General features: G+C 73.0%; 21 protein-coding genes. 11 read left to right on the top strand and 10 right to left on the bottom strand.

The features are described from left to right. The first annotated feature begins 69 nt into the window (after nucleotides 1-69). Complete coding sequence (locus IFT79_RS09745) at nucleotides 70-2,604, top strand: carboxylate--amine ligase/circularly permuted type 2 ATP-grasp protein (protein ID WP_192123831.1); 2,535 nt, start codon at nucleotides 70-72, stop codon at nucleotides 2,602-2,604. Nucleotides 2,605-2,656: 52 nt separating this feature from the next. Here the strand turns inward: IFT79_RS09745 and IFT79_RS09740 are convergent, their stop codons facing one another. Then, entirely contained in the window at nucleotides 2,657-3,013 is a 357-nt protein-coding gene (locus tag IFT79_RS09740; protein ID WP_192123829.1) for a hypothetical protein, read from the bottom strand. 146 nt (nucleotides 3,014-3,159) lie between these two features. Here IFT79_RS09740 and IFT79_RS09735 point away from each other — a divergent pair, with 146 nt between their 5' ends. Continuing rightward, on the top strand, nucleotides 3,160-3,927 hold the full coding sequence (locus IFT79_RS09735; protein ID WP_192123827.1) for a hypothetical protein: 768 nt from the start codon (nucleotides 3,160-3,162) through the stop codon (nucleotides 3,925-3,927). Between the two features lie 21 nt (nucleotides 3,928-3,948). Here IFT79_RS09735 and IFT79_RS09730 read toward each other — a convergent pair whose 3' ends face one another. After that, on the bottom strand, nucleotides 3,949-4,662 hold the full coding sequence (locus tag IFT79_RS09730; RefSeq protein WP_056044794.1) for a response regulator: 714 nt from the start codon (nucleotides 4,660-4,662) through the stop codon (nucleotides 3,949-3,951). Further along, nucleotides 4,659-6,479 (bottom strand): sensor histidine kinase, encoded by a 1,821-nt coding sequence (locus IFT79_RS09725; RefSeq protein ID WP_192123825.1) that lies wholly within the window; start codon nucleotides 6,477-6,479, stop codon nucleotides 4,659-4,661. The genes IFT79_RS09730 and IFT79_RS09725 overlap by 4 nt, the downstream gene beginning before the upstream one ends. A 173-nt stretch (nucleotides 6,480-6,652) precedes the next feature. Between IFT79_RS09725 and IFT79_RS09720 the strand changes: the two genes are divergently transcribed. The 3 genes from IFT79_RS09720 (at nucleotide 6,653) to IFT79_RS09710 (ending at nucleotide 11,092) form a co-directional block, all read left to right on the top strand. Further along, complete coding sequence (locus tag IFT79_RS09720; protein WP_192123823.1) at nucleotides 6,653-8,227, top strand: cation:dicarboxylate symporter family transporter; 1,575 nt, start codon at nucleotides 6,653-6,655, stop codon at nucleotides 8,225-8,227. Nucleotides 8,228-8,432: 205 nt separating this feature from the next. After that, nucleotides 8,433-9,434, top strand: coding sequence for an alcohol dehydrogenase catalytic domain-containing protein (locus IFT79_RS09715; protein WP_192123821.1), 1,002 nt, complete (start codon nucleotides 8,433-8,435; stop codon nucleotides 9,432-9,434). Further along, on the top strand, nucleotides 9,431-11,092 hold the full coding sequence (locus IFT79_RS09710) for a flavin-containing monooxygenase (RefSeq protein WP_342211809.1): 1,662 nt from the start codon (nucleotides 9,431-9,433) through the stop codon (nucleotides 11,090-11,092). The genes IFT79_RS09715 and IFT79_RS09710 overlap by 4 nt, the downstream gene beginning before the upstream one ends. A 74-nt stretch (nucleotides 11,093-11,166) precedes the next feature. Here the strand turns inward: IFT79_RS09710 and IFT79_RS09705 are convergent, their stop codons facing one another. After that, a complete protein-coding gene (locus IFT79_RS09705; RefSeq protein ID WP_192123819.1) occupies nucleotides 11,167-13,290 on the bottom strand; it encodes a RecQ family ATP-dependent DNA helicase in 2,124 nt (707 codons plus the stop codon). 102 nt (nucleotides 13,291-13,392) lie between these two features. After that, nucleotides 13,393-13,914 carry a DoxX family protein gene (locus tag IFT79_RS09700; protein WP_192123817.1) on the bottom strand — a complete coding sequence of 174 codons (522 nt, stop codon included), beginning with the start codon at nucleotides 13,912-13,914 and terminating at the stop codon, nucleotides 13,393-13,395. An 80-nt stretch (nucleotides 13,915-13,994) separates the two neighbouring features. Between IFT79_RS09700 and IFT79_RS09695 the strand changes: the two genes are divergently transcribed. Further along, nucleotides 13,995-15,026 carry an alcohol dehydrogenase catalytic domain-containing protein gene (locus tag IFT79_RS09695; RefSeq protein ID WP_192123815.1) on the top strand — a complete coding sequence of 344 codons (1,032 nt, stop codon included), beginning with the start codon at nucleotides 13,995-13,997 and terminating at the stop codon, nucleotides 15,024-15,026. 6 nt (nucleotides 15,027-15,032) lie between these two features. On the opposite strand, the gene IFT79_RS09690 is transcribed toward IFT79_RS09695, so the two are convergent. Further along, on the bottom strand, nucleotides 15,033-15,224 hold the full coding sequence (locus tag IFT79_RS09690; RefSeq protein ID WP_192123813.1) for a hypothetical protein: 192 nt from the start codon (nucleotides 15,222-15,224) through the stop codon (nucleotides 15,033-15,035). A gap of 61 nt (nucleotides 15,225-15,285) precedes the next feature. Here IFT79_RS09690 and IFT79_RS09685 point away from each other — a divergent pair, with 61 nt between their 5' ends. Next, complete coding sequence (locus IFT79_RS09685) at nucleotides 15,286-15,669, top strand: cupin domain-containing protein (RefSeq protein WP_192123811.1); 384 nt, start codon at nucleotides 15,286-15,288, stop codon at nucleotides 15,667-15,669. 97 nt (nucleotides 15,670-15,766) lie between these two features. Here IFT79_RS09685 and IFT79_RS09680 read toward each other — a convergent pair whose 3' ends face one another. The 4 genes from IFT79_RS09680 to IFT79_RS09665 all read right to left on the bottom strand — a co-directional run bounded on the left by IFT79_RS09680 (nucleotide 15,767) and on the right by IFT79_RS09665 (nucleotide 19,131). Then, nucleotides 15,767-16,879, bottom strand: coding sequence for an epoxide hydrolase family protein (locus IFT79_RS09680; protein WP_056044776.1), 1,113 nt, complete (start codon nucleotides 16,877-16,879; stop codon nucleotides 15,767-15,769). An 18-nt stretch (nucleotides 16,880-16,897) separates the two neighbouring features. After that, nucleotides 16,898-17,518, bottom strand: a complete 621-nt coding sequence (locus IFT79_RS09675) for an NAD(P)H-dependent oxidoreductase (protein WP_056044774.1) — start codon at nucleotides 17,516-17,518, stop codon at nucleotides 16,898-16,900. A gap of 117 nt (nucleotides 17,519-17,635) precedes the next feature. Further along, entirely contained in the window at nucleotides 17,636-18,463 is an 828-nt protein-coding gene (locus tag IFT79_RS09670; RefSeq protein WP_192123809.1) for an alpha/beta hydrolase, read from the bottom strand. Then, entirely contained in the window at nucleotides 18,460-19,131 is a 672-nt protein-coding gene (locus IFT79_RS09665) for a TetR/AcrR family transcriptional regulator (protein ID WP_192123807.1), read from the bottom strand. The genes IFT79_RS09670 and IFT79_RS09665 overlap by 4 nt, the downstream gene beginning before the upstream one ends. Before the next feature lie 110 nt (nucleotides 19,132-19,241). Between IFT79_RS09665 and IFT79_RS09660 the strand changes: the two genes are divergently transcribed. From IFT79_RS09660 to IFT79_RS09645, 4 genes are read left to right on the top strand one after another with little or no spacing between them, the layout of a single operon-like run. Further along, nucleotides 19,242-20,579: an extracellular solute-binding protein gene (locus tag IFT79_RS09660; protein ID WP_192123805.1), complete on the top strand. Its 1,338-nt coding sequence runs from the start codon at nucleotides 19,242-19,244 to the stop codon at nucleotides 20,577-20,579. After that, nucleotides 20,576-21,538: a carbohydrate ABC transporter permease gene (locus IFT79_RS09655; RefSeq protein WP_056044767.1), complete on the top strand. Its 963-nt coding sequence runs from the start codon at nucleotides 20,576-20,578 to the stop codon at nucleotides 21,536-21,538. Before IFT79_RS09660 ends, IFT79_RS09655 begins: the two co-directional genes overlap by 4 nt. Then, nucleotides 21,535-22,506, top strand: a complete 972-nt coding sequence (locus IFT79_RS09650; protein WP_082059946.1) for a carbohydrate ABC transporter permease — start codon at nucleotides 21,535-21,537, stop codon at nucleotides 22,504-22,506. Before IFT79_RS09655 ends, IFT79_RS09650 begins: the two co-directional genes overlap by 4 nt. Beyond that, the gene (locus tag IFT79_RS09645) at nucleotides 22,503-25,646 is read left to right on the top strand and encodes a glycoside hydrolase family 2 TIM barrel-domain containing protein (RefSeq protein WP_342211808.1); all 3,144 of its coding nucleotides are present in this window, start codon (nucleotides 22,503-22,505) and stop codon (nucleotides 25,644-25,646) included. The genes IFT79_RS09650 and IFT79_RS09645 overlap by 4 nt, the downstream gene beginning before the upstream one ends. Nucleotides 25,647-25,762: the final 116 nt, after the last annotated feature.

Here is a 25,762-nt window from a genome sequence, read left to right as displayed (position 1 = left end):
CGTGACCCGTTCATGTGAAATCCTCATGAAGAGGCGGGCAGAACCGGCCCACGCCCGTACTGTGCAGGCATGAGCGCAGAGCTGACGCTGGGGGCGGAAGAAGAACTGCACCTGATCGACCTCGAGACGGGGCGCCTGTCGGCCAGGGCGCCGCACCTCCTCGCCCGGTTGCCGGCCGACCGCTACGGGGCCGAACTGCAGCGCACCACGATCGAGACGAACGTCCCGGTCGTGACCACCCTCGACGACCTGCGGCGCGAGATCCTGACCCTCCGTCGGGACCTCGTCGAGGTGACGACCGCCGAGGGGCTCGCCATCGGCGCCGTCGGCACGGCCCCGCGCAGCGAGGTCGCCGACTTCGAACTGACCACGACCGGGCGCTACGGGCGCATGCACGAGCAGTACCGCCTGCTCGTGGACGAGCAGCTGATCTGCGGCCTGCAGATCCACGTGGGCGTCGCCGACCGCGACCTCGCCGTGGACGTCGCCGGGCGGATCGCCCCGGTGCTGCCCGCCCTGCTCGCCCTGAGCGCCAGCTCGCCCTACCTCAACGGCCAGGACACCGGTTACGCGAGCATCCGCTCGCTCATCTGGCAACGGTGGCCGAGCGCCGGGGCGACCGGTCCGATGGCCGACGCCGCCGAGTACGACCAGCTGCTCGCCGACCTCATCGGGTCGGGCGTGATCGCCGACAGCGGCATGGCCTACTTCGACGTCCGGCCCTCGAGCCACGCGCCCACCCTCGAGCTGCGCACCTGCGACGCCTGCCCGCTGGTCGACGACGCGGTGCTGATCGCTGGCCTCTACCGCGCCGCGGTGCGCCGGGCCGAGACGGACGTCGAGGCCGGCCGCCCCGCCCGGCACCGGGCGGCGCCGCTGCACCGGGCCGCGATGTGGCAGGCGGCGCGCAGCGGGCTCGCCGGCGAGTTGCTCGACCTCGAGCAGCACCCCTCGCGGTTGCCCGCGGCCGAGGCCGTCCGGCAGCTCGTGACCCGGCTGCGGCCACAACTCGAGGAGTTCGGCGACTGGCAGACCGTGTCCGACCTCGCCGAGGCCACGCTCGCCCGGGGCAACTCGGCCGACCGGCAGCGCGCCGCCTTCGCCGAGAGGGGACGGCTCGACGACGTGGTCGACCTGGTCGTCCGCGAGACGCACGGCCCCGCCGCCGGGCTCGACGACCCGGCGCCGACCCTCGTGGGGTACCGGTTCCGTGCCGGCGACGAGGCGATCGGCCCGGGACTCCACCCCCGCCCGGCCTACCGGGACGTCGCCGGCTTCTTCCAGCAGCTCGGCGCGACCGAGGCCCGCGCCCGCGCCGTCGCGCGGGACGCCTGGTGCGAGCGGGCCGGTCTCGGGTTCGGCGTCGGCGGCGACCACCGGGCGTTCCACTGCGACCTCGTGCCCCGCATCGTCACGCGGCACGAGTGGAGCCGCCTCGAGGCCGGCCTGACCCAGCGCGCCCGGGCGATCGAGGCGTTCCTCCGCGACGCCTACGGTGAGCGCCGGGTCGTCGCGGACGGCGTGCTGACCCACGAGCAGGTCGTCGGCGCGGCGGGGTGGCGGACCGAGGCCACCCGGCTGCCCGCGGACGCCGTGCGCGCGGCGGTGCAGGGTTTCGACCTCGTGCGCGACGAGCTCGGTGGCTGGCGCGTGCTCGAGGACAACGTCCGGGCACCGAGCGGGGCCGCGTTCTCGATCGCCGTGCGACGGCTGCTCGACGAGGTGGTGCCGGACGCTCCGCGGCCGGCGGGGCTGCTCGACCCGACGAGCGTGTTCTCGGTGCTGAGGGCGACGCTGCTGGCGCACGCCGCGCCTCCTCGGGGCGGAGGCGAGCCGGTCGGCGCGGTCCTCAGCGAGGGCCCCGCGAGCCCGGCCTGGTACGAGCACCGCACCCTCGCCGAGGGCGCGGGGCTGCTGCTCCTGCAGGCCGACGACGTCGAGGTCCGGGAGGCGCGGGTCGTCGACCGCAGGACCGGCACCGTCGTCGACGCGCTCTACCTGCGGCTCGACCGCGAGCTGGTCGACGTGCACGCGCCGCACGACCCGTTGCTCGGCGAGCACCTGATGGACGTGGCGTCGGCGGGCGACGTCGTGCTCGCGAACGCCCCCGGCAACGGGCTGGTCGACGACAAGGCGATGTACTGCGCGGTACCCGACCTCATCTGGTACTACCTGGGCGAGCGTCCGCTGCTCGAGTCGGTGCCGACCTACCGGACGGGCGACCCGGCCGAGCGGCTCGCGGTCCTCGACCGGGTGGGCGAGCTCGTCACGAAGCCGGTGGACGGCGAGGGGGGTCGCGGCGTCCTGATCGGCCCCTCGGCCAGCGCGGCGGTCGTGGCCGAGCGTCGGGCCGAGATCGCCCGGGACCCGTCCGGCTGGGTCGCGCAGGAGGTGGTGACGTTGTCGTCGCACCCGACCCTGACCCCGACCGGGCTGCAGCCCCGGCACGTCGACCTCCGCTGCTTCGTGTACCTCACCGGCACCGGGGCGGGCGAGAGCGTGCTCGCCGACCTGGCGCTGACCCGCGTGGCGCCCGAGGGCAGCATGATCGTGAACTCGTCGCAGGGCGGGGGCGCGAAGGACACCTGGATCGTGGGCGTCTGACCCGTCGGCGTCCCCGAGGGAGGCGCGGTGTCGGCCCGTGCCCCGTCACCGGTCAGAAGGGCCCGGCGGCCTTCGCGATCGCCTCGAACAGGGCGGTCGTGTCGTCGTCGCGGCGCTTGACCGACGTGCCGATCGTGCCGCCGGGGGAGTGGACCTCGGCCGAGACCCGGCTGCCCTTGTCGGACGTGGCGAAGTCGAGCCTCACGGTGTCCGTGCCGCTGGCCGACGCCGACCGACGCAGAAGCGTGGCCCCCGTCTCGTCGGCGCCGCCCAACGAGAACGTGGGGCTCGCCTGCAGTGCTCGACGCACGAGGCCGGGCAGCATCGCCACCGGCAGTTTCAGGTCGAGCGTCGCCCGGGTCACCTCGGGGTCGCCTCGGACGATCTGGGGTCCACGCGTGTCGGCCATGGTCGGAGCGTAGTGCCGACGGACGGCTCCGTCGATCACCCCGGGCGTGCGACGCCGTCGCTGCCGCTGAGGAGCCGCGTCGGGGTCGCAGCGGGCACCGCCGCCGCACCCGGGCCTCACCCGGCCGGCCGCCCTACGCTGGACCGATGCCGAGCCCCGACCCCTCCGACCCCCGCCGTCCGTCGAGCCGTCGCGGCCCGTCGGGCACCGCAGCACTCACCTGGGGAGTCGTGCTGCTCGCGATCGCCGTCGTCGGGTCGCCCTTCGGCGCGTCGGTGCTGCTCGTCGGGCTCGTGGCGCCCGGTCGGCAGTCGTCCGTCGACGTCGTGGTCGCCCTCGCCGTGGTCGCCGTCCTCGTCGCCGGCGGCATCGTGCTCGTGAGGATCGGTCTGGGACAGCGCCGTCGAGCCCGGCTCGAGAAGGTCGTCGACCGGGCCGCCCCGCCGGCGGGACCGATGCCGGTGACGCGGCCCGCGCCTCCTCGGGTGGCTCCCGGCAGCGCGGCACCGGTCGTCGTGCCGCCCCCGGTGGTCGACGCGACGCCGGTGCGGACCACGGCCGTCGTGGTCGACGACCCGGTCGCCCTGTGGCGCTCGGCGTTCCGACTCGAGGCCTGGTGGTTCGTGGACCGCGGCACGGCCGGGGCCTCGAGGCCCTTCGCCGTCGTGGACGAGGGCACCCCGACCCTGCTCGCCTTCACCTCGCCCGAGCGCGCTCGGGACGCCGCCCTCGCCCGCGGCCTCGACGCGTCGTCGGCCGACCGGCTGGTCTGGCGCGCGCCCGCCGACTTCGTGGCCGACGTCGGCACCTACACGCGTGCCGGGTTACGGCGTCTCGCCCTCGACCCCGACCAGCACGGGGCATCCGGCACCCTCGCGGCGCTGCCCGAGATCGCACGGCTCGTCCGGCGCTGACCCGCAGGACAGGCCGTCCGCTCAGTTCCAGCGGTAGCCGTGCTCGGGTCGGCCCGGGCTGCCGTACCGGGGCTCGCGGGTCGCCGCCCCCGTGTCGGCGAGGTGCTCGAGGTACCGGCGGGCGGTCACCCTCGACACCCCGGCGGCGTCCGCCACCTCGCCCGCGGACGGTGACCCGCCGCGACGCAGCACCGCCACGACCTGCTCGAGCGTGGCCGGCGCGAGGCCCTTGGCCAGCGTCGGTGCCGGTGCCCGGCGCAGGGTGGCGAACCCCGAGTCGACGTCCGACTGGGTCACCTGTCCCTGCCCGGTCGCCAGCGACTCGCGGAACGCCCGGTAGGCCCCGAGCCGGTCGGCGAACGTCGCGAAGGTGAACGGCTTGATCAGGTACTGGACGATGCCGAGCGACACCGCGGTCCGCACGACGGAGGCGTCCCGTACGGCCGTGATCGCGATGACGTCCACGCTCGAGCCCGCCGCCCGCAGGGCCCGGCAGAGCTGCAGACCGTGCGTGTCGGGCAGGTTCATGTCGAGCAGCACGAGGTCGAGACCGCGCCCGTGGGGACCGCCGAGAGCGCGGACCGCGTCGAGGGTCTCGCGTCCGTCCCGCGCCCGGCCGACCACCTCGAAGCCGTCCAGCCGGTCGAGGTACGCGACGTGCGCCTCCGCGGTCAGGGGCTCGTCCTCGACGACGAGCACGCGGACCCGGTCGACGGACGAGGAGGCGCCGGTCACGACCGCACCCCACCCCGACGTCGGGCGGTGGTGTCGACGTCGTCCGGCCGCCGGTCGGGCAGCAGCACCGAGAAGGTGGTCCCGTCGGGTCCCGTGGCGACGTCGAGCCGACCTCCGACCCGACCCACGGCCTGACGGACGAGCGCGAGGCCGATGCCGCGTCCGCCCGCCGACGTCGGCTTGGTGCTGAACCCCCGCCGGAAGGCGAGCTCGACGTCGCCGAGCCCCGGGCCGTCGTCCTCGACGTCGAGCTGGACGCCGCCCTCGACCCGGGCGACGGTCACCTCGACCCGGGGCGGGCGGGCCGGGCGGCCGGTGGGATCGGGGGAGGGGGTCGGGGCGTCGAGGGTCGGGGCGACCGCGTCGAAGGCGTTGTCGACGAGGTTGCCCAGGATCGTGACGAGGTCCCCGGGCTCGACGTCGATCGTCCCCAGGTCGGGCTCGACGTCGACGCGCAGGTCGATCGACCGTTCGCGGGCCTGTGCCGCCTTGCCGAGCAGCAGGGCGGCGAGCGTCGGCTCGTCGATCGCGGCCACGACCCGGTCGGCGAGCCGCTGGCCGAGGTCGAGCTCGTCGGCCGCGAACCGGAGGGCCTCGTCGCCACGCCCGAGCTCGATCAGCGACACGATCGTGTGCAACCGGTTCGAGAACTCGTGGGTCTGCGAGCGCAGCGCGTCCGAGAGGGTGCGCATGGTCTCGACCTCGCCGGTGAGGTGGGTGAGCTCGGTGTGGTCGCGCAGGGTCGTCACGGTCCCGAGCGTGCGGCGGGAGCGTGGGCGGGCGGTGCCGGTGACCGGTGCCGCGCCTCCTGACGGTGTCGCGCCTCCTGACGGTGTCGCGCCTCCTGACGGTGTCGCGCCTCCTGACGGTGTCGCGCCTCCTCGTCCGGTCGAGGGCGTCGGGTGGGTCGGGCCCTCGGTGGGTTCGGTGACCTCCTGGTTCACGACCAGCACGCGGTCGTCGGTCACGTGCACCTCGTCGGAGGCGCGGCGTCCGGAGGCGAGCAGCTCGCGCAGCGAGTCGGGCAGCTGCAGGTCGGTCAGCGGGACGGGAGCGGCGATGCCCCCGGGCGGCAGGTCGAGCAGCTCGGCCGCCTGGTCGTTGTAGAGCGTCAGTCGGCCGCGGTCGTCGACGAGCACGAGACCCTCGCGCACGGAGTGCAGCACGCCCTCGTAGTACGCGAACATCCGGGCGAGTTCCTCCGGGCCGCGGCCCCAGGTCACGCGCCGCAGGTACCGGCTGAGCAGCCACGAGACGACGCCGCCGAGCACCACGGTCGCCCCGGCGGCCGCGAACACGAGCGGCAGCCGCTCACCGACCGACTGCGTGATGGTGTCGACCGTGACCCCGGCCGACACGAGGGCGACGACCTCGCCGTCGCCCTCGATCGGCACGACCGCGCGCACCGACGGGCCGAGGGTGCCGGCGTAGGTCTCGGTGAACGACTCCCCGCGGAGGGCCGGGGCGATCGTGCCGACGAACGGGCGGCCGATCTCGTCGGGGTCGGGGTGCGTCAGGCGCGTGCGGTCGGGCCGCATGATCGTGACGAAGTCGGTCGACGTGTCGCTCATCAGGGCCACGGCGTAGGGCTGCAGACGGGCGCTCGGATCGGACGTCCCCAGCGCGTCGACGACGTAGGGGTTGTCGGCGATCGAGGTGGCGAGCGCCAGGCATGCCCGTGCCGCCGAGCGATCGGCGTCGTCGCGGGCCGACCGGATCGTCCAGGCCGTCGCCAGCAGGGTCACGGCGACGACGAAGACCACGAGCAGGGCGAACAGCCGGGTGGCGATGCTCCACCGGGTGGGGTCGACGGTCATCTCGGGCGGGCTCCTCGCTGCGCTGCGGCCGGCGTCCATCATGACGCACCACCGGCGCGACCAGTATGACCACAACGTCGACGTCCACCCGGCGACCGACGAGAGTCGCGGCGACGAACCCCGCACGACCGTCGACGACGACGCCGCCGGTCACGAGCTCGAGGAAGACCCCCATGGCAAAGACGCACAAGGGCCCGCAGACCCCCACACCCGGCGGAACGACGACGGGCGGCGTCCGCCCCCGGCGCCGGATCGACCGCTCGCACTGGCTCTACATCGCGGTGATCGTGGCCGTCGCGGCCGGCATCGTCGTCGGCCTCACGGCACCCGAGGTCGCCGTGCAGCTGAAACCGATCGGCACGGCCTTCGTGTCGCTCATCTCGATGATGATCGCGCCGGTGATCTTCTGCACGATCGTGCTCGGCGTCGGCTCCATCGCCAAGGCCGCGACCGTCGGCAAGGTGGGCGGGCTCGCGCTCGGCTACTTCATCGCGATGTCGACCTTCGCCCTGGCCATCGGCCTCGTGGTCGGCAACCTGATCCACCCGGGCGAGGGCCTGATGATCGGCTCGACCGGATACGAGGCGCCCGCCGCCGAGGAGGCCGGTGGCACGGCGGGCTTCCTGCTCGGCATCATCCCCGAGACGCTGGTGTCGTCGCTGACCAGCGGCTCCATCCTGCAGACGCTGTTCGTGGCCCTGCTCGTCGGCTTCGCCCTGCAGCGCATGGGCGATCGGGGCGCGACCATCCTCGAGGGCGTCCGCAACCTGCAGGTGCTGGTGTTCCGCATCCTCGCGATGATCATGTGGGTCGCCCCGATCGGCGCGTTCGGTGCGATCGCCGCGGTGGTCGGCGAGACCGGCGTCGCCGCCATCGTGGCGCTCGGCACCCTGATGGTCGCCTTCTACATCACGTGCATCCTCTTCGTCGCCGTCGTGCTCGGCACGATCCTCAAGCTCGTCACGGGCGTCAACATCTTCCGGGTGATGAAGTACCTCGGACGCGAGTACCTGCTGATCGTCTCGACCTCGTCGAGCGAGGTCGCGCTGCCGCGCCTCATCGCCAAGATGGAGCACCTCGGCGTCTCGAAGCCCGTCGTCGGCATCACGGTGCCGACCGGCTACTCGTTCAACCTCGACGGCACCGCGATCTACCTGACCATGGCGTCGCTCTTCATCGCCAACGCCATGGGCACGCCGCTCAACGTCGGTGAGCAGGTCTCGCTGCTGCTGTTCATGATGATCGCCTCGAAGGGTGCCGCCGGCGTCACGGGCGCCGGCATCGCCACCCTCGCGGGAGGCCTGCAGGCACACCGGCCCGACCTGGTCGACGGCGTCGGCGTCATCGTCGGCATCGACCGGTTCATGTCCGAGGCGCGCGCCCTGACCAACTTCACGGGCAACGCCGTCGCGACGATCCTCGTCGGCACCTGGACGAAGCAGATCGACAAGGACCGCGTCGAGACCGTGCTGTCGGGTCGCGCGCCCTTCGACGAGGCGACCATGAACGCGGACGGTCACGGCGCCTCCTCGGGGTCGGACTCGGGCTCGGGTTCGGACTCCGCTTCGGCCGGCCCGGCCGCCGCGCGCCTGCTCGACGGTCGCGCGGGTGGGCTGGGCTCGCTCGAGGGCACCTCGCCCGACCGCATCTCGACCGGCTCGTTGCACGCCATGGTCGGCACCGACGGTCGGCGGGCCGACGAGCACCTCGCCGACGCCGCCGCGGACGACGAGCCCCGTCGCGGGTAGGGCCCGCCTCGGACCCCGGATCGTCGCCGGGACCCCCGTGCGTGCGCGGGGGTCTCGGCGACGTCCCGGGGTCTCGCCGTCGGCCCGCCGACCCGCGGCGGGTGCAGCGTGCAACATCCGTGTCGGAGGCGTACCGTCGCACCCGATGTGCGGTCACGCCCCGCGGTCAGAGCCGACCGACCGGGCCCCGCAGGACGGAGCCACCATGCTCGCCGGACGCCTCGACGTCAGCACCCGCCACTTCTCGGTCACCGAGGTGCCCACCCCCGACGCCGGCCCGGGGCAGGTGCGCATCGCCGTGGCCGCGGCCGGCGTCTGCCTGAGCGACGTGCACCTGATCCAGGGGTCGCTCACGCCGCTGCACCTGCCGGGCGACACCGTCACCCTCGGCCACGAGGTGGCCGGCACGGTCGACCAGGTGGGCGACGGCGTCACGCACGTCGCCGCCGGCGACCGCGTCCTGCTGCAGGCCGGCGAGGAGCGCGACGGCCAGGTCTTCACCCGCGGCGTCGACTACGACGGCGGGTGGGCCGAGTTCGCCGTGGCCCGCGCCGACACGGTCGTGCCGATCCCGGACTCCCTGCCGTTCGAGCAGGCCTGCTTCATCCCCGACGCCGTGTCGACTCCCTGGGCTGCGCTCACCACGACCGCCGACACCCGGCCCGGCACGGCGGTCGGCGTCTGGGGCGTCGGCGGCCTCGGCGCCCACGCCGTCCAGCTGCTCTCCCTGCTCGGCGCCGCGCCGATCGTCGCGGTCGACCCCCTACCCGGTGCCCGGGCCCGGGCGCTCGAGTTCGGTGCGGACCTCGCGCTCGATCCCGCCGACCCGGACTTCGCCGCGGCACTCGGCCGGGCGACCGGTGGCCGCGGACTCGCCCGGGCCTTCGACTTCGCGGGGGTGCCCGCCGTGCGCGAGCAGGCCATCGCCTGCCTCGGATACCGGGGACGGTTGACGCTCGTCGGCCTGTCGGACCAGCCGATCACGATCACCGACGGCACGAAGTTCAGCTTCCTGCAGCAGCAGGTCCTCGGCCACTACGGCTCCGAGCCCGCCGACGTCACCACGCTCGTCGCGCTGGCGGCCCGGGGGAGGCTCGACTTCGCGAAGTCGGTCAGCGCGACCGTGCCCCTGGCCGAGGCCGAACGGGCGGTGCAGATGCTCGAACGCAAGGAAGGCGACCCGATCCGGATCGTGCTGGTCCCGTGAGCGACGCGACCCGCGCCTCCTCGGTCCCGGACGAGGGCGACGACCGCCCCGCCGGTGGTGACGGCCGCCCCGCCGGTGGTGACGACCGCCCCGCAGGTGGGGACGACCGACCCGTCGTGGGAGGCGTCGAGCACGTCGACCTGCTCGTCGTCGGCGCCGGCCTGTCCGGGGTCGGCGTGGCGGCCCAGCTCCGCCGGGACTTCCCCCGTCGCAGCCTGGCCGTCGTCGAGGCCCGCGCGGCGATCGGCGGCACCTGGGACCTCTTCCGCTACCCGGGGGTCCGATCGGACAGCGACATGTTCACCCTCGGCTACGGGTTCCGACCCTGGCGCGACGCGCGGGCGATCGCTCCGGGCGAGGCGATCAGGGAGTACGTCCGTGACACGGCCGACGAGACGGGCGTCGCCGGGCTGATCCGGTTCGGGCACCGCGTGGTCGCGGCCGACTGGGTTTCCGCCGAGGCCCGGTGGACCGTCACGATCGAGGTCGCGAGCACGTCGGCAGCGGACGCGTCGTCCGCCGCCGGCGAGGAGTCGAGCGCAGGAGGCACGGGTGCCGTCCCGACGTCCCGGCGCGTCACGATCACGTGCTCGTTCTTGTTCGTCTGCTCGGGGTACTACCGCTACGACGAGGGCTGGTCGCCCGCATTCCCGGGGCAGGACTCGTTCGCCGGACGCGTCGTGCACCCCCAGCACTGGCCGGAGGACCTCGACGTGAGCGGCAAGCGCGTCGTCGTGATCGGATCGGGGGCGACGGCGGTGACCCTGGTGCCCGCCCTCGCCGAGAGCGCCGAGCAGGTCACCATGCTGCAACGTTCGCCGACCTACGTGCTGTCCCTTCCCTCGCGACGGAAGGAGCCCCGCGCCTGGCGTCGGCTGCTGCCGCAGGCCGTCGACGACCGGCTGATCCGGTGGCGCAGCATCGGCATGGCGCTGCTCAGCTTCCAGACGAGCCGGCGCTCTCCCGAGAAGATGAAGGCGTTCCTCCGGGCGCAGGTGGCCCGGCGCCTGCCGGACGACTTCGACGTCGACCGGCACTTCCAGCCGAGCTACGACCCGTGGGACCAGCGCCTCTGCATCACCCCGGACGGCGCGCTGTTCCGGGCGTTGCGCTCGGGGTCGGCGTCGATCGTGACCGACGACATCGACTCGTTCACGGCCGGTGGCGTCCGGGTCGCGGGTCGCGACGGCCAGCGGGCGCACGAGCTGCCCGCGGACGTCGTCGTCACGGCGACGGGGCTCAACCTGCTGCTGTTCGGCGGCATGCGGTTGTCGGTCGACGGGGTGGAGGTCGACCCGGCGACCCGGCTGACCTACAAGGGGTTCATGCTCTCGGGGGTGCCGAACCTGGCGTTCGCCATCGGGTACACGAACGCGTCGTGGACGCTGAAGATCGACCTCGTCGTGCACTACGTCGCCCGGCTGCTGCGTCACGCCGACCGTCACGGGTACCGGTCGGCCGTGCCGATCGCGCCGGAGCGGCCGGGACCGACGAGCCCGCTGATCGACCTGACGAGCGGGTACGTGTCGCGCGGGGTGCACCTGATGCCCCGGCAGGGATCGCGGTCACCCTGGCGGATGCACCAGAACTACCCTCGCGACGTCTGGTTGATGCGGCACAGCACCCTGACCCGGGACGGCGTGCGGTTCGAGCGCTGAGCGGGCCCCGGCGGTCTCGCGTCGGACGACGCGGCGGCCCGCCGGGGACGACGCGGTGGCCTGCCGCGGACGACTCAGCCGACCACCGCGAGGGCGAAGGGCAGCACGGCGGGGGCCCCTGCGCGGCGCAGGTCGCGTCCGGCCACCGTGAGCGTCCAGCGGCTGTCGACCAGGTCGTCGACGAGCAGCACCGGCCCGGACACGTCGGCGAGGGCCGCGGCCAACTCGGGGCCGACCTCGAAGGACTGCCAGACGTCGGCCAGACGGTAGACGCTGTTGCCGCCCTGGCCGCGGCCGGCCGAGGGGCGGGCGCTGCCGAGCGTGCCGAGCAGCGGCAACCGCCCGACGGTGCTGATCGCCTCGGCGAGCGACCCGACGAGTTGCGGCCGTGACGTCGACGGCATCGCCACGACCCCCACCGGCCGTTCGGCCCACGGCCACTCCTTCAGGACGCGCACGACCCCGTCGAGCAGGTGCTTCGACAGGGGAGCGTCGGGGGCGTTCGCCGCGAAGACCTCGCGGAGGGTGTTGCCCCACCCGAGGTCGGTCAGTCGGGCGAGCGCCCGCCCCGGCTCGACCCGTTCGCCCTCGGGGATCTTGCCCTTGACGGCGACCCCGGCCCGGTCGGCGCCCGTGGGCCACTGGGCCCGGGGGTCGATCTCGACGCCGACCCGGTCGAGGGTGCTCGCGGCCGAGGTCGCCGCCTCGCCGGCGATGTCGGTCGGGTACCAGGTGCCCGCGCAGACGTCGCACCGCCCGCAGGGCTCGGCGGCCGGATCGTCGAGGTCGACCTGCAACATCTGCATGCGGCAGGTCTCGCCGCGCTCGAACGCGAGCATCGACTCTTGCTCGGCGACCCGGGCCGCGGCGATGCGGTCGTAGCGTTCGGCGTCGTAGACCCAGGGCTCGCCCGTGCTCACCCAGCCGCCCTGGACCCGGCGGACGGCACCGTCGACGTCGAGCACCTTGAGCATCAGTTCGAGCGGGGTGCGCTTGACGTCGACCCGCGCCTCGAGGGCGGGCGTCGACAGCGGTGTCTCGCCCAGCTCGGCCAGCACGGCCGCCGCCCGCGCCTCGGAGGGCATCGAGGCCGTGGCGAAGTACTGCCAGATCTCGGCGTCCTCTGTGCCGGGCAGCAGCAGCACGTCGGCGTTGTCGGTGGCGCGACCCGCTCGGCCGATCTGCTGGTAGTACGCGACGGGCGACGACGGCGCGCCGAGGTGGATCACGAAGCCGAGGTCGGGTTTGTCGAAGCCCATGCCGAGGGCGCTCGTGGCGACCAGTGCCTTGAGGTCGTTGCCCTTGAGGCGCTGTTCGAGTTGTTCGCGTTCTTCGGGGTCGGTGCGGCCCGAGTACGACCGCACGTCGTGCCCGGCCTCGCGCAGCAGGCGGGCGGTGTCGTCGGCGGCCGAGATCGTGAGCGTGTAGATGATGCCGCTGCCGGGCAGGTCGGCGAGGTGGCTGAGCAGCCAGCCGAGTCGGTCGCGCGAGGTCGGCAGCTGCAGCACCCCGAGACGCAGGGAGGCGCGCGCCAGCGACCCCCGGATCGTCAGCACCTCGTCGCCCGGCCCCACGGCGAGTTGCTCGGCGACGTCGGCCACGACGCGGGCGTTGGCCGTGGCCGTCGTGGCCAGGACGGGCACGCCCGTGGGCAGGGTGCGGATGAGGTCGGCGAGGCGACGGTAGTCGGGCCGGAAGTCGTGGCCCCAGTCGGAGATGCAGTGCGCCTCGTCGACGACGAGCATGCCGAGCCGGGCGATGAGGACGGGCAGCTGCTCGTCGCGGAACCGCGGGTTGTTGAGTCGTTCGGGGGAGACGAGCAGCACGTCGATCTCGTCGTCGACGAGCTGCTGCTGGACGTCGGACCACTCGTGGGCGTTCGCCGAGTTGACCGCGACGGCCCGGACCCCGGCCCGGGCGGCGGCGGCGACCTGGTCGCGCATCAGGGCGAGCAGGGGGGAGACGAGCAGCGTCGGGCCGGTGCCGCGTCGACGCAGCAGCAGGGTGGCGATGAAGTACACCGCCGACTTGCCCCAGCCGGTGCGCTGGACGACGAGGGCTCGACGACGATCGGCGACGAGCGCCCGGATGGCCTCGAGCTGCCCGTCGTGGAAGACGGCGTCGTCGCGCCCGGTGAGCGCCCGCAGCAGGTCGAGTGCCTCGGCGTCGATGTCGGTCGCGGTGCTCGTCGGTGTCATGACCCCATGCTCGCAGAGGCCACCGTCACCCGCCGGACGGACGGAGGGCGCGACCACCCGACGTCGGGGGTCGCGCCCTGGGGACGAGACGAGGGAGGCGGGTCAGCCCGCCGAGGAGTCCGAGCCCGGCTCGGCCGGGGGAGCGGCCCGCTTGCCCAGCTCGACCGCCACGAACGAGGCGACGACGCCGGCGACGAGGGCGAAGACCGTTCCGCCGGCACCCCACGACTTCTTGCCGAAGAGCTGGTCGACCGACGGCCCGCCCGGGCCCGAGGCCAGGGCGGCGGCGGCGGCGATCAGGACGGCGTTGTACTCGTAGCCGCCCTCGGTCACCCACGGGCCCTTGGAGAGGTGCACCTTGCGGACGGCGGTGACCATCGTGCCGACGATGCCGGCGGCGGCGAGCGGGGTCGCCGCGCCGAGGGCGAGTGCGGCACCGCCGGCGGTCTCGGTGACCGCGACCAGACGGGCGTTGCGGGCGGCGGGGTGCATCCCCGTGCCGGCCATCATCTGCTCGGTGCCGGCGAGTCCGGGACCGTCGAAGGCGCCGGTCAGCTTCTGGAGTCCGTGGCCGACGAAGAAGCCGCCGACGGTCAGGCGGAGGAGGGTGGATGCGAGGCTCATGCACCGTTCCTACCCGGTGTGGGCCGTCGCCGTCCGCGGCGGGGAGCGTCCGGTCCGCCCGCTCGTGTCAGGATCGGGGGATGCGCGCCGTCCAGTACGACCAGTTCGGGTCGATCCCGACCATCGTCGACCTCCCGGCACCCGTGCCGCCCGCCCACGGCGTCGTGGTCCGCGTCGCGGCCACGGGGGTGTGCCGGAGCGACTGGCACGCCTGGAAGGGTCACGACGACTCGGTGCGCCTTCCCCACGTGCCGGGCCACGAGTTCGCGGGCGTGGTGACGGCGGTGGGTGCCGACGTCGCCCGGGTCGCCGTCGGCACCCGCGTGACCGCCCCGTTCGTCTTCGCCTGCGGCACGTGCGACGAGTGCCGTGCCGGTGCCACCCAGGTCTGCTCGCGTCAGCAGCAGCCCGGCTTCACCCTTCCCGGCTCGTACGCCGAGTCGCTGGTCGTCCCGCACGCCGACGTGAACGTCATCGCCCTGCCGGACGAGGTCGGCTTCGTCGAGGCGGCGGCGCTCGGCTGCCGCTTCGGCACGGCTTACCACGCCCTGCACGCCCGGGCCCGCGTCCGGGCGGGTGAGTGGGTCGCCGTCTTCGGCTGCGGCGGAGTGGGTCTCTCGGCGGTCGCCGTGGCGGTGGCCGCCGGTGCTCACGTCGTCGCGTCGGACATCTCGCCCGCCGCCCTCGAACGGGCCGCCGACCTGGGTGCCGAGACCGTCCCCATGGACGACCTCGCCGTCGACCGGGTCCGAGCCCTCACCGCGGGAGGCGCCGACGTCGCCCTCGACGCGTTCGGCAGCCGGGTGACGTCCGCGGCGTCCGTCGCGTCCCTCCGTCCGCGGGGTCGACACGTCCAGGTGGGCCTGCTGCTCGACGACGAGGCCGCCCCGGTGATCCCGATGGGGCGGGTGATCGCCGACGAACTCGAACTGTTGGGCAGTCACGGCATCTCGGTGGGCGAGTACGCCGCGATGCTCGACGACGTCGTCGCGGGCCGACTGCGTCCGCAGGAGTCCATCGGTCGGATCATCGCCTTCGACGACCTGCCCGACGCCGTGGTCGCCATGGACCGACCGGCGACCTCCGCCGGCATGACGGTGGCCGTGTTCTGACCCGGCCTACCTCAGTCGTCGAAGGTTGGTGACGCTCAGCCAGATCAGGCAGAGCATGCCGATCAGCGTGAAGTACGACCCCGACTTCCCCGGATCGAGGACGATCAGGACGACCGAGGCCGCGGCGATCGTCACGGCGACGGCGAGGAGGACGCGCCACGTGGTGCGGCCCGTCGGGGGCGGGGGATTCGAGGTCATGCTCCATGCTGTCATCCCTCCCCGGCGTCCGCGAGGGGCCCGGTACGGGGAGGATTGCCCCATGACTGCACTCCAGGGAATCGACGTCGCGGCCGAACTCCGACAGGTGACCGAGCACTGGACGCCTCGGGTCGTCGGGCAGGTGAACGACCAGTACGTGAAGGTCGCGAAGCTGCTCGGCGAGCTCGTCTGGCATGCGCACGACGCCGAGGACGAGATGTTCCTCGTCGTCTCGGGCACCTTGCGCATCCAGCTCCCCGACGACCACGAGGTGGTGCTCACCCCCGGGCAGTTCCACGTCGTGCCGCGGGGGGTGCCGCACAACCCCGTGGCCGACGAGGAGGTCGAGATCGTGCTGATCGAGACCACCACGACGGCCCACACCGGTGACGTCGTCGTCGACCGCACCGTGCCCGTCGACCGTCAGGTCGGCGACTTCCGCTGACGACGACCGGCCTGGCATCCGCCCTCGCACCCGCTCGGGCACTCGGCCTCGGGACCGCACCCGGCAGGCCGCCCCGGCGTCGCCAGCGGGCGGCGACTCAGGTGAGATCGCGGGAGAAGCTCGCGATGTCGGCCGCGAGCAGCTCGGGTTCTTCGTGCGGTGCGAAGTGTCCACCCCGCGGCATCTCGGTGAAGCGGACGACGTCGTGGGTCCGTTCCGCCCAGCGGCGCGGGGGATGCACCAGGTCGCGGGGGAACACCGCGACCGCCGTCGGGACGCTCACCCGGATCACCGGGGTCGTGTGCCCGGCAGCGTGCTCCCAGTATGGGCGCAGGGCCGTGGACGCCGCGCCGGTGAACCAGTACAGCGAGGCGAGCTCGAGGAGGTAGTCGTCGCTGAAGCGCGTCGAGACGTCACCGGCGCAGTCGCTCCAGGCGCGGTGCTTCTCCAACAGCCACGAGAGCAGGCCGACCGGTGAGTCCGACAGGGCGGGTGCCAGGGTGAGCGGGCGCGTCCGTTGCTGGTGTTCGTAGGCGCCCTCGGTCGCCGACCACGAGGCGACCTCGTCGAGGTGTGCGCGTTCGTCGGATGCGAGACCGGCAGGGTCGTACTCCGGGGGACCGCCCACGGCGAGCAGGTGGATGCCGGCCACCTCCTCGGGGTGGCTCTGAGCGAGTCGGGAGGTGATGCCCGCCCCGAGATCGCCGCCGTGGGCGACGTAGCGGGAGAACCTGAGCTCGTCGGTCATGAGACGGTGCCACAGCTCGTGCGTCTGGTCGCCGAGCGTGGGTCGGGGCGGCGAGAACGGGAACCCCGGCAGCGCGGGGACGATGACCGTCATCGCGTCGTCGGGGTCGCCTCCGTGCTCGGACGGCCGTGACAACCGCCGGGCGAGCTCGACCAGTTCGAGTGCCGTGCTCGGCCAGCCGTTCGTGAGCACCACGGGCAGTCGCTTCGAGTCCTCGCCCTCGAACCGGAGGTACGACAGCGCGGTGCCGTCGAGGTCCACCGAGCCCCACGGCAGCGACGCCATGCGGCTCTCCCGGGCTCGCCAGTCGAAGCCGGTGACCCAGTGCCGCGCAAGGCGGCGCAGGACGGCTTCGTCGGTCCCCGCCTGCCAGGCGTCCACGGGCCAGCCGGTCGCCCATCGGGTCGATCCGACACGGTCGAGGAGGTCGGTCAGGTCGGCGTCCGACACGGAGAGGTCCATGGCCTCATCTTCCCGTGATCAGGCCGTCGACCCCGAGGAGGCGCGGGGCGCGTTCCCGAGGACGGCGCGAGCCACCGTGTCGACGGCGTCCTCGACGAGCGCGTCCCGGGCGTCGGCGTCGTCTCGCTCGGACTCGTGCACGACGATCGTCGCGCCTCGCCGGGCGCCGACGTAGTCCACGATCCCGTGCTCGATCTGCGTCCGCATCGCCGTCTCGTAGCCGTGCCGTTCGTACGTCCCGGCCGAGTCGCCGGCCACGGCGAGGAGGTGCACGGTCAACCTGCCGAGCCGGCGGCGCGTACCGCCCTCGGGGTCGATCTCGAACGCCCACCCGTTGACGAAGACCCTGTCGATCCAGCCCTTCATCAGGGCGGGCATCGACCACCAGTAGACGGGGAACGCCAGGACGAGGTGGTCCGCCCGGTCGATCCGCTCCTGTTCGCGCACGACGTCGGCGGGAACGGTCCGGTGGCCACGGTAGGCCGCGCGGTCCGCCGTGCCGAAACGTGGGTCGAACCCTTCCGCCGCGAGGTCGGCCAGCTCGACCGTGCCCGGCGGCAGGGCCTGCACGAGCCGTCGGGCGACACCGGAGGTCAGTGAGGCGTGATCGGGATGGGCGGTGACGATGAGCGTGTTCACGGCGACCAGTCAATCCGGTCCCGCTGGGCACCCGTCGACTGGGCAGGGCAGGGCAGGACCGGACAGGACAGGACAGGACAGGACAGGACAGGACAGGACAGGGCAGGGCAGGGCAGGTCAGCCGCCGCGGGTCCACTCCGCGACGAGCGAGACGGTGTGGGCGTACTCGGCCAGCCGGGGCCGGTTCAGGAAGGCATGGCGGGTGCCCGGCAGGACGTGGTGCCGCACGTCGACCCCCGCGTCGGCGAGCTCCCCGGCGAACACGTCGCCCGAGGCGCGCATGTTGTCGCGCTCGGCATTCACCACGAGCGTCCGGGGGAACCCCGTGAGGTCGTGACCTCCGGGGAAGGCGAGCCGGTCGGCCAGCGCGGTCCGCGAGCCGGCGTAGTTGCGGTTCATCACGTCGAGCGCCCACCTCGCGTGGCTGAGTCCCCGGTGGCCGCCCGACCGGTGGCGTGCCTCCGCCATCCGGGGGTGCGCGGGGTGGAAGAAGCCGTAGGCGAAGACGGCGCCCACCGGAGGGCGACCCTCGTCGATCGTGCGGAGGGTGGCCGCCGCGGCGAGGCACGCCCCCGCGCTCGCGCCTCCGACGATGACGCCCTCGGGCGACCGGTCGGCCACCTCGCCGTAGGCCGTCACCACGTCGTCGAGTGCCCCCGGGTACCGGCTGCGCGACGGCATCAGCCGCCCGGCCACGAGACCGAGACCCGGAGGAGGCGCGAGGCGGTAGTCCACCGTGGCGACCCTCACCCCGCGTGCGGCGAGCGACCGCGCCACGTCGTGCGCCTCCGGCTGGTCGAGCCCCCCACGGAAGAACCCACCGCCGTGCAGCCAGAGCAGCGTCGGCCCGGGCGAACCCGTCGACACCGGCCACGGCTCGTACCAGCGGACGGGCACGGGGACCCGGACGGTCCCGCCACCCGGGGCGGCGAGTAGTCGGCTCATGCCCCGTCGACCGCGTCGTCGGGCAGGACCACCAGGTCGAGGTGGTCCCGCAACTGCTGCACCACGTCGATGCGGTCCGGGTCGAGCAGCCACTGCAGCTGGATGCCGTCCCACAGGGCCACGAGCCCGGACGCCGCCCGGTCGGGGTCGACCCCGGGGCGCAACCGACCCCGCGCCTCCAGCGCTCGCAGGGCGTCGCCGTACTCGGCACGCAGACGCTCGAAGCGCTCGCGCACGTAGTCGCTGCCGGGGTTGCCGGTCGTGACCGCCTCGCCTGCCAGCACCGCGTAGAGCGCGATGAGTCCGGGCACCGTCTCGTTGTGTCGCGCCTGCCCGAGGACGGTCCCGATCAGGTCACCCCGGTCGGGAGGCTCGGCCGAACGGTCCGAGACCGTGTCGCGACGTTCGAGCACCGCGAGCAGCAGCGCGCTCTTCGACGGGAAGTAGTGCAGCAGGCTCGTCTGGCTCATGCCGACGACGTCCGCCACGTCACGGAGCGACCCGCCGACGTAGCCCTTGGTCGAGAACACCTCGAAGGCCGCCTCGACGATCGCGAGCCGGCGTTCGGCCGACTTCGCGTACGGGCCGCGACGCGTGGGACGAGAACCGTCGGCACCACCCGCGGGCGCGCCTCCTGGGTCGCTCGTCGTCGAGCCGGTCGTCGTCATGATCGGCCACTCTACGACCTCGCGGACACCTCGCCCGTGAAATTCGAGCGACCACTCGAATTTGTGTTAGCGTCGCTGACGCCACGGCCCCACGACGAAGTGAGATGAACATGAGCCCGATTTCCCGACGGCAGTTGCTCGGCCTGGGGGTGACCGCCGGCGCCACTGCCATGCTCGCCGGCTGCGCCACGCCCGGGACGACCTCCGTGAACTCCCTGCCGACCATCCCCGCGGCCGACGGCCCGGTCAAGCTCCAGTACTGGGCCTGGCTCAAGGGCCTCGACCAGGTCACCGCCTTGTACAACAAGAGCCAGTCGCGCGTCCAGGTCGAGACCGTCTTCATCCCCGGCGGCAACGCGGGCGGCTACCAGAAGCTGTACTCGGCGCTCGCCGCGGGGGCCGGGCCCGACATCGCCCAGGTCGAGCTGCGCTCGCTGCCCGAGTTCCTCCTCGCCAACGGCGTCGTCGACCTCAAGCGCTACGGCGCCGACCAGTACGCCGACCTCTACGACCCCACGCTGTGGAACCAGGTCAGCTACACCGACGGCGTCTACGCGATCCCGCAGGACAGCGGCCCGATGGGCATGTTCTACCAGCCCGCCGTCTTCGACACCGTCGGCGCCGGCGTCCCCGCCACGTGGGACGAATGGGCCGCGGTCGGCACCGAGCTCAAGGCGGCCGGCGTGCTGATGGACTCCTTCCCCCTCGCCGACGCCTCGCTGTTCGCCGCCTACGCCACCCAGGCCGGTGCCTCGTGGCTGCGCGCCGAGGACGACGGCTGGGTCATCGACATGACCGACGAGGCGACCCTGACCGTCGCCCGGTTCTTCGACAAGGCGATCGACGACGGCATCGTCACGACCGCCTACGGCGCCTACACGCCGGCCTGGTTCTCGGCCGCCAGCGCGGGCACGATCGCCTCCGTCGCGACCGGCTCGTGGGGTGACGCCCTGATCGAGGGCGTCAGCGGCGCCGAGGGCAAGTGGAAGTGCGCCCCGCTGCCCACCTGGCAGACCGGCTACGCGTCGAGCTTCCTCGGCGGCTCGACCGCCGCGATCCTCGCGAACAGCCAGCACCCCCAGGAGGCGCTGGACTTCGCCGTCTGGATGACCACGACCCCCGAGGGCATCAACGCCCTCATCGAGTTCTGCGGCATCGGTTGGTCGCCGGCCCGTGACGTCGTCGGCTCGCTGCGCGAGCAGCCCAGCCCGTTCTTCAGCGGTCAGAACTACAACCAGGAGGTCTTCGTGCCCGCCACGAAGGAGTCCTCGCAGAACCAGGACTGGAGCTGGTGGCCCATCACCCAGCAGTCCTTCAACATCCTGAGCGACGGGTTCCGGGGCAAGGCGTCGGGCGGCACGCTCGTCGACGCCGTGGCCCAGGCCGAGAAGGACATCATGGCGGTCTTCCAGAACAAGGGCCTCACCATCCGGAAGGCGAACGCATGAGCGCCGCGACCGACACCAGGCCCGACGCGGCGACCGACTCGACCCGCGCCTCCTCGGGTCCCCGCCGCAGCAGCTCGAAGGGCGCCGTCAAGCGGGCGCCCTGGGTGCTGCTCGCGCCGTTCCTGGCGCTCTTCGCCCTGACCTTCGTGATCCCGATCGTCATCGCCCTCTTCTCGAGCTTCACGAAGGTCACCCGCAGCGGCCTGTTCGGCGAGGGCGGCGTGACCAGCGGCTTCGCCGGCTTCGACAACTACGCCCAGGTCATCGGCGACCCCAACTTCGTCGCCTCGATCGGCCGCATGTTCCTGTTCGGCATCGTCCAGGTGCCGGTCATGTTGATCCTCTGCACGGTGCTCGCGCTGCTGCTCGAGTCGGCATCGGCGAAGTGGCCGGGCGTGTTCCGCGCCGCGTACTTCCTGCCGTACGGCGTGCCCGGCGTCATCGCGACCATCCTCTGGTCGTTCCTGTACGTGCCCGGTCTCAGCCCGATCATCGACATCGGCGAGGTCTTCGGCGTCACCCCCGACTTCCTCGGCGCGAACACCGTGCTGTGGTCGATCGCGAACATCGTGACCTGGAGCTACACCGGCTACAACATGCTGATCATCATCGCCCAGCTCAAGTCGATCCCGGTCGAGCTGTACGAGGCCGCCAAGGTCGACGGTGCGTCGTCGTTGCGCGTCGCGTTCAGCATCCAGCTGCCGCTGATCCGTCCGGCCCTGCTGCTCACCGCCGTCTTCTCCATCATCGGCACCCTGCAGCTGTTCGCCGAGGCCCAGGTGCTGCAACGCGTCTCGCCGGCGATCGACAGCCAGTACACGCCCAACCTCAGCGCGTACACCACGGCCTTCGCCTACAACGACTACAACGTCGCGGCCGCCCAGTCCGTGCTGATCGCCCTCGTCGCGTTCGCGCTGTCGATCACGTTCCTCAGCATCACGAACAGGAAGCAGAAATGAGCCTCTCGACGAAGGGCGCCGAGCACGCCACCGAGACCGAGTCCATCGTGACGGCCCAGGGTCGCGGCCGCGGTGCCGAGAAGCCCGCCCGCCGCCGCGCCCGGAGCGCCGGCCCCGACCGCACGGCCGGACGCTCGAAGGCGTCCACCATCATCGTCACGGCCGTCCTGGTCGTGGTGGCGCTGTACTTCCTGGTGCCGGTCTACTGGGTCGTCGTCGCGGCGACCAAGACCACGCCCGACCTGTTCGGCACGTTCGGCTTCTGGTTCGCCCCGACCTTCTCGCTCTGGGACAACCTCGGCCAGGTGCTGACCTACGGCGACGGCATCTTCGTGCGGTGGGTGCTCAACTCGGTGCTCTACGCCGGCGTGGGAGCCCTGATCGCGACGTACTTCGCCGCGGCCGGCGGCTACGCGCTCGCGAAGTACGAGTTCCGCGGACGCAACGTCGTCTTCGGCACGATCCTCGGCGGCGTGCTCGTGCCCGGCACCGCCACGGCCCTGCCCCTCTTCCTGCTGTTCAGCCAGATGGGCATCGCCAACACCTACTGGAGCGTGCTGCTGCCGTCGCTCGTGTCGCCGTTCGGCCTGTTCCTCTGCCGCATCTACGCGCAGGCCACGGTCGACACGTCGCTCATGGAGGCCGCCCGCCTCGACGGCGCCAGCGAGCTGCGCATCTTCCACACCCTGGGACTGCGCATCCTCACCCCGGCGCTCGTCACGGTGTTCCTGTTCCAGCTCGTGGGCATCTGGAACAACTACTTCCTGCCCCTGGTCATGCTGAGCGACGTGGACAAGTTCCCCGTCACGCTCGGCCTCAACAACTGGCTCAGCCAGACCGACCGCCTGCCCGAGTTCTACCAGCTGACGACCGGCGGCGTGCTGCTGTCGATCATCCCGCTGGTCATCGCCATGGTCGTCCTCCAGCGCTTCTGGCGCGGCGGCCTCACCGAAGGAAGCGTCAAGTGACCCCCAGCACCACACCGTCCATCGTCTCCGCCGACTACCTCACCGACACCGGCCCGGGTCAGGGTGCCCGCACCCCGGCGCGGTCGTGGCTGCACACCGACGCCCCGACGCTGTCCCTCGACGGCACCTGGTCGTTCCGTCTGCTGCCCGGCGCCCCCGGCACGCTGGGCGGCCGCGGCGTGCTGCCCGAGGGCGAGCCCGTCGACGGCGTCGGCGCGGTCGACCTCGACGAGTCGTCCTGGGGCGAGATCGAGGTGCCGTCGCACTGGGTGCTCGGCGGCGACGGTTCGCGCGGCGCCCCGATCTACACCAACGTGCAGTTCCCGTTCCCGACCGAGCCGCCCTTCGTGCCCGACGCGAACCCGACCGGCGACCACCGCCGGACGTTCGAGCTGCCGTCGTCCTTCGACGGCGCCGAGCGCGTGCTGCTGCGGTTCGACGGCGTCGAGTCGCGCTACGTGGTGTGGCTGAACGGCGTCGAGATCGGCATGGGCGTCGGCAGCCGCCTCGCCCAGGAGTTCGACGTCACCGACGCCCTGCACCCGGGCGAGAACGTGATCGCGGTGCGCGTGCACCAGTGGTCGGCGTCGAGCTACGTCGAAGATCAGGACCAGTGGTGGCTGCCCGGCATCTTCCGCAGCGTCACGCTGCAGGCCCGTCCGGTCGGCGGCCTCGACGACGTCTGGCTGCAGACGCCGTTCCACGGCGCGGCCGGTCAGGGCGAAGGAGGCGCGGCGATCGTCCCCGAGATCACCGCCGGCGAGGCCGCCTACCCGGTCACCCTCTCGGTGCCCCAGCTCGGCGTCGAGGTGACCTGGGCCACCCCGGCCGACGTCGCTCCCGTCGCGCTCGACGCGGTCGAGCCGTGGTCCGCCGAGACCCCGCGCCTCTACGACGCGACCGTCTCGAGCGCGGGCGGCGCCGAGACCGTCTCGCTGCGCCTCGGCTTCCGCACCGTCCGCATCGTGGGCGACCAGTTCGAGGTCAACGGCCGCCGCGTCGTGTTCCACGGCGTCAACCGCCACGAGACCCACCCCGACCGTGGCCGCGTCTTCGACGAGGAGTGGTCGCGCCGCGACCTCGCCCAGATGAAGCGGTTCAACGTGAACGCGATCCGCACGTCGCACTACCCGCCGCACCCGCGCCTCCTCGACCTCGCCGACGAGCTGGGCTTCTGGGTCGTCCTCGAGTGCGACCTCGAGACCCACGCCTTCGAACGCCAGGAGTGGATCGGCAACCCCAGCGACGACCCGGACTGGAACGACGCCTACGTCGACCGCATGGTGCGCACCGTCGAGCGCGACAAGAACCACCCGAGCATCGTCCTCTGGTCGCTCGGCAACGAGGCGGGCACGGGCCACAACCTCGCGGCCATGGCGGCGTGGACCCACGCCCGTGACGGGGGCCGTCCCGTGCACTACGAGGGCGACTACACGGGCGCCTACACCGACGTCTACTCGCGCATGTACTCGTGGATCGACGAGACGCGCGCCATCGGGTCGGGCGACGAGTCCGTCCCGCTGCTGGGCTGCACGCCGGCCGAGGCCGCGCGCCAGCGCTCCAAGCCGTTCCTGCTCTGCGAGTACGTCCACGCGATGGGCAACGGCCCCGGCGCGATCGACGAGTACGAAGACCTGGTCGACGCGTACCCGCGCCTGCACGGCGGCTTCGTCTGGGAGTGGCGCGACCACGGCCTGCGCACGCACACGGCCGACGGCGTCGAGTACTTCGGCTACGGCGGCGACTTCGGCGAGGTCGTCCACGACGGCAACTTCGTCATGGACGGCATGGTGCTCAGCGACGACACCCCGTCACCGGGCCTGTACGAGTGGGCCCAGGTCGTTGCCCCGATCCGCCTGCGCTTCGAGACGCCCACCGTCGACGGTCGACCGGTGCTCGTCGTGTCGAACCTCCGGCACTCGGCCGACGCCTCCGACGTCGTCTTCCGCTGGGTCGCGTCACACGACGGCGAGGAGGTGCGCTCGGGCACGCTCGACGTGGTCGGCCTCGACGGCGGCGCCCTGGCCGCCCACGAGACGGTCGCCGTCCCGCTGCCCGAGGTGCCCGTGTCGGGCACCGGCGAGACGTGGTTCACGGTCACCGCCGAGCTGGCCGACGCCACCGTGTGGGCGGACGCGGGTCACGTGCTCTCGACCCAGCAGCTCGACCTCACGCCGGCACCGGTGCCGGTCGCGACACCTCGCCCCGCAGTCGTGGGTGACGTGCGCGACCGCGTGGCCCGCGCCTCCTCGGGGCGCGTCGAGCTCGGTCCGGCCGTCTTCGACGACGGGCGGCTGGTCTCGCTGGCCGGACGGCCGGTCGACGGCGCCCGTCTCGAGCTGTGGCGCGCGCCGACCGACAACGACCGCGGCGAGTGGCTGACGCCGAAGGACCGCGACCGCGACGTGATGCGCAACCGCCACCGCGTCGACCTGTACGAGGTCGGCGTGCTGCCCAGCTCGCAGGACACCTGGCTGCTCGCCGGGCTCGACCGGCTCACCGCGCGCGTCGAGTCGGTGAGCGTCGCGCCGGACTCGGTCCGGGTGCGGACGCGCTACGCCGCGGCCGACACGCGCAACGCCGTGACGACCGACGAGCAGTGGCAGCTCATCGGCGACGACCTCTGGCTGTCGGTCGACATCGTCCCGACGGGGTGGTGGGACATGGTCTGGCCCCGAGTCGGCGTGCGCTTCGACCTGCCGGGCGACGTCGACCACGCCTCGTGGTTCGGCACCGGTCCGCGCGAGTCCTACCCCGACAGCCGTCACTCGGCGTTCGTCGGACGCTACGAGGCGGGCATCGACGACCTGTCGGCCGGGTACGCCCGCCCACAGGAGACGGGGCACCGCAGCGACCTGCGCACGCTCGACCTCGGCCCCGCCGGTCAGCCGTGGCTGCGCGTGGAGGCGGTGCCGAGCGCCACGGGTGGACGACCCGGCTTCACGCTGAGCCGCCACACGGCCCAGCAGATCGGCGTGGCCGAACACCCCCACGAGCTGCCCGCGAGTGACCGCACCCACCTGTACTTCGACGCCGCCCAGCACGGCGTCGGGTCGCGGGCGTGCGGGCCGGACGTCGCGTCGAGGCACGTGCTGCGTCCGGCCGCGCACCAGCTGCGCCTGAAGTTCAGCGCGCTGTAGCGGGCCGACCCCGCCGAGGACGGGCGGGTCCGTACCGGGCGGGCGTCTCAGGACGCCCGTGCCGGACGGACCCGCCCGTCCTGCGCGCGGCCGCGGCCGCGTCCGCGTGCCGCCCG

Origin of the sequence: Frigoribacterium sp. CFBP 8759, from assembly GCF_014841655.1 — a bacterium.
Taxonomy (GTDB): domain Bacteria; phylum Actinomycetota; class Actinomycetes; order Actinomycetales; family Microbacteriaceae; genus Frigoribacterium.
Note: the sequence above shows the minus strand (reverse complement) of the source record. Positions and strands in the feature narration are given on the sequence as shown.

Bases quoted from the DNA above. Each gene is read 5' to 3' on its own strand.
- IFT79_RS09725 (WP_192123825.1), bottom strand. From the start codon at position 6,479: ATGACCGTCGACCCCACCCGGTGGAGCATCGCCACCCGGCTGTTCGCC.
- IFT79_RS09695 (WP_192123815.1), top strand. From the start codon at position 13,995: ATGCGCGCCGTCCAGTACGACCAGTTCGGGTCGATCCCGACCATCGTC.
- IFT79_RS09735 (WP_192123827.1), top strand. From the start codon at position 3,160: ATGCCGAGCCCCGACCCCTCCGACCCCCGCCGTCCGTCGAGCCGTCGC.
- IFT79_RS09665 (WP_192123807.1), bottom strand. From the start codon at position 19,131: ATGACGACGACCGGCTCGACGACGAGCGACCCAGGAGGCGCGCCCGCG.
- IFT79_RS09720 (WP_192123823.1), top strand. From the start codon at position 6,653: ATGGCAAAGACGCACAAGGGCCCGCAGACCCCCACACCCGGCGGAACG.
- IFT79_RS09670 (WP_192123809.1), bottom strand. From the start codon at position 18,463: ATGAGCCGACTACTCGCCGCCCCGGGTGGCGGGACCGTCCGGGTCCCC.
- IFT79_RS09740 (WP_192123829.1), bottom strand. From the start codon at position 3,013: ATGGCCGACACGCGTGGACCCCAGATCGTCCGAGGCGACCCCGAGGTG.
- IFT79_RS09650 (WP_082059946.1), top strand. From the start codon at position 21,535: ATGAGCCTCTCGACGAAGGGCGCCGAGCACGCCACCGAGACCGAGTCC.
- IFT79_RS09655 (WP_056044767.1), top strand. From the start codon at position 20,576: ATGAGCGCCGCGACCGACACCAGGCCCGACGCGGCGACCGACTCGACC.
- IFT79_RS09715 (WP_192123821.1), top strand. From the start codon at position 8,433: ATGCTCGCCGGACGCCTCGACGTCAGCACCCGCCACTTCTCGGTCACC.
- IFT79_RS09690 (WP_192123813.1), bottom strand. From the start codon at position 15,224: ATGACCTCGAATCCCCCGCCCCCGACGGGCCGCACCACGTGGCGCGTC.
- IFT79_RS09660 (WP_192123805.1), top strand. From the start codon at position 19,242: ATGAGCCCGATTTCCCGACGGCAGTTGCTCGGCCTGGGGGTGACCGCC.
- IFT79_RS09680 (WP_056044776.1), bottom strand. From the start codon at position 16,879: ATGGACCTCTCCGTGTCGGACGCCGACCTGACCGACCTCCTCGACCGT.
- IFT79_RS09705 (WP_192123819.1), bottom strand. From the start codon at position 13,290: ATGACACCGACGAGCACCGCGACCGACATCGACGCCGAGGCACTCGAC.
- IFT79_RS09685 (WP_192123811.1), top strand. From the start codon at position 15,286: ATGACTGCACTCCAGGGAATCGACGTCGCGGCCGAACTCCGACAGGTG.
- IFT79_RS09700 (WP_192123817.1), bottom strand. From the start codon at position 13,914: ATGAGCCTCGCATCCACCCTCCTCCGCCTGACCGTCGGCGGCTTCTTC.
- IFT79_RS09745 (WP_192123831.1), top strand. From the start codon at position 70: ATGAGCGCAGAGCTGACGCTGGGGGCGGAAGAAGAACTGCACCTGATC.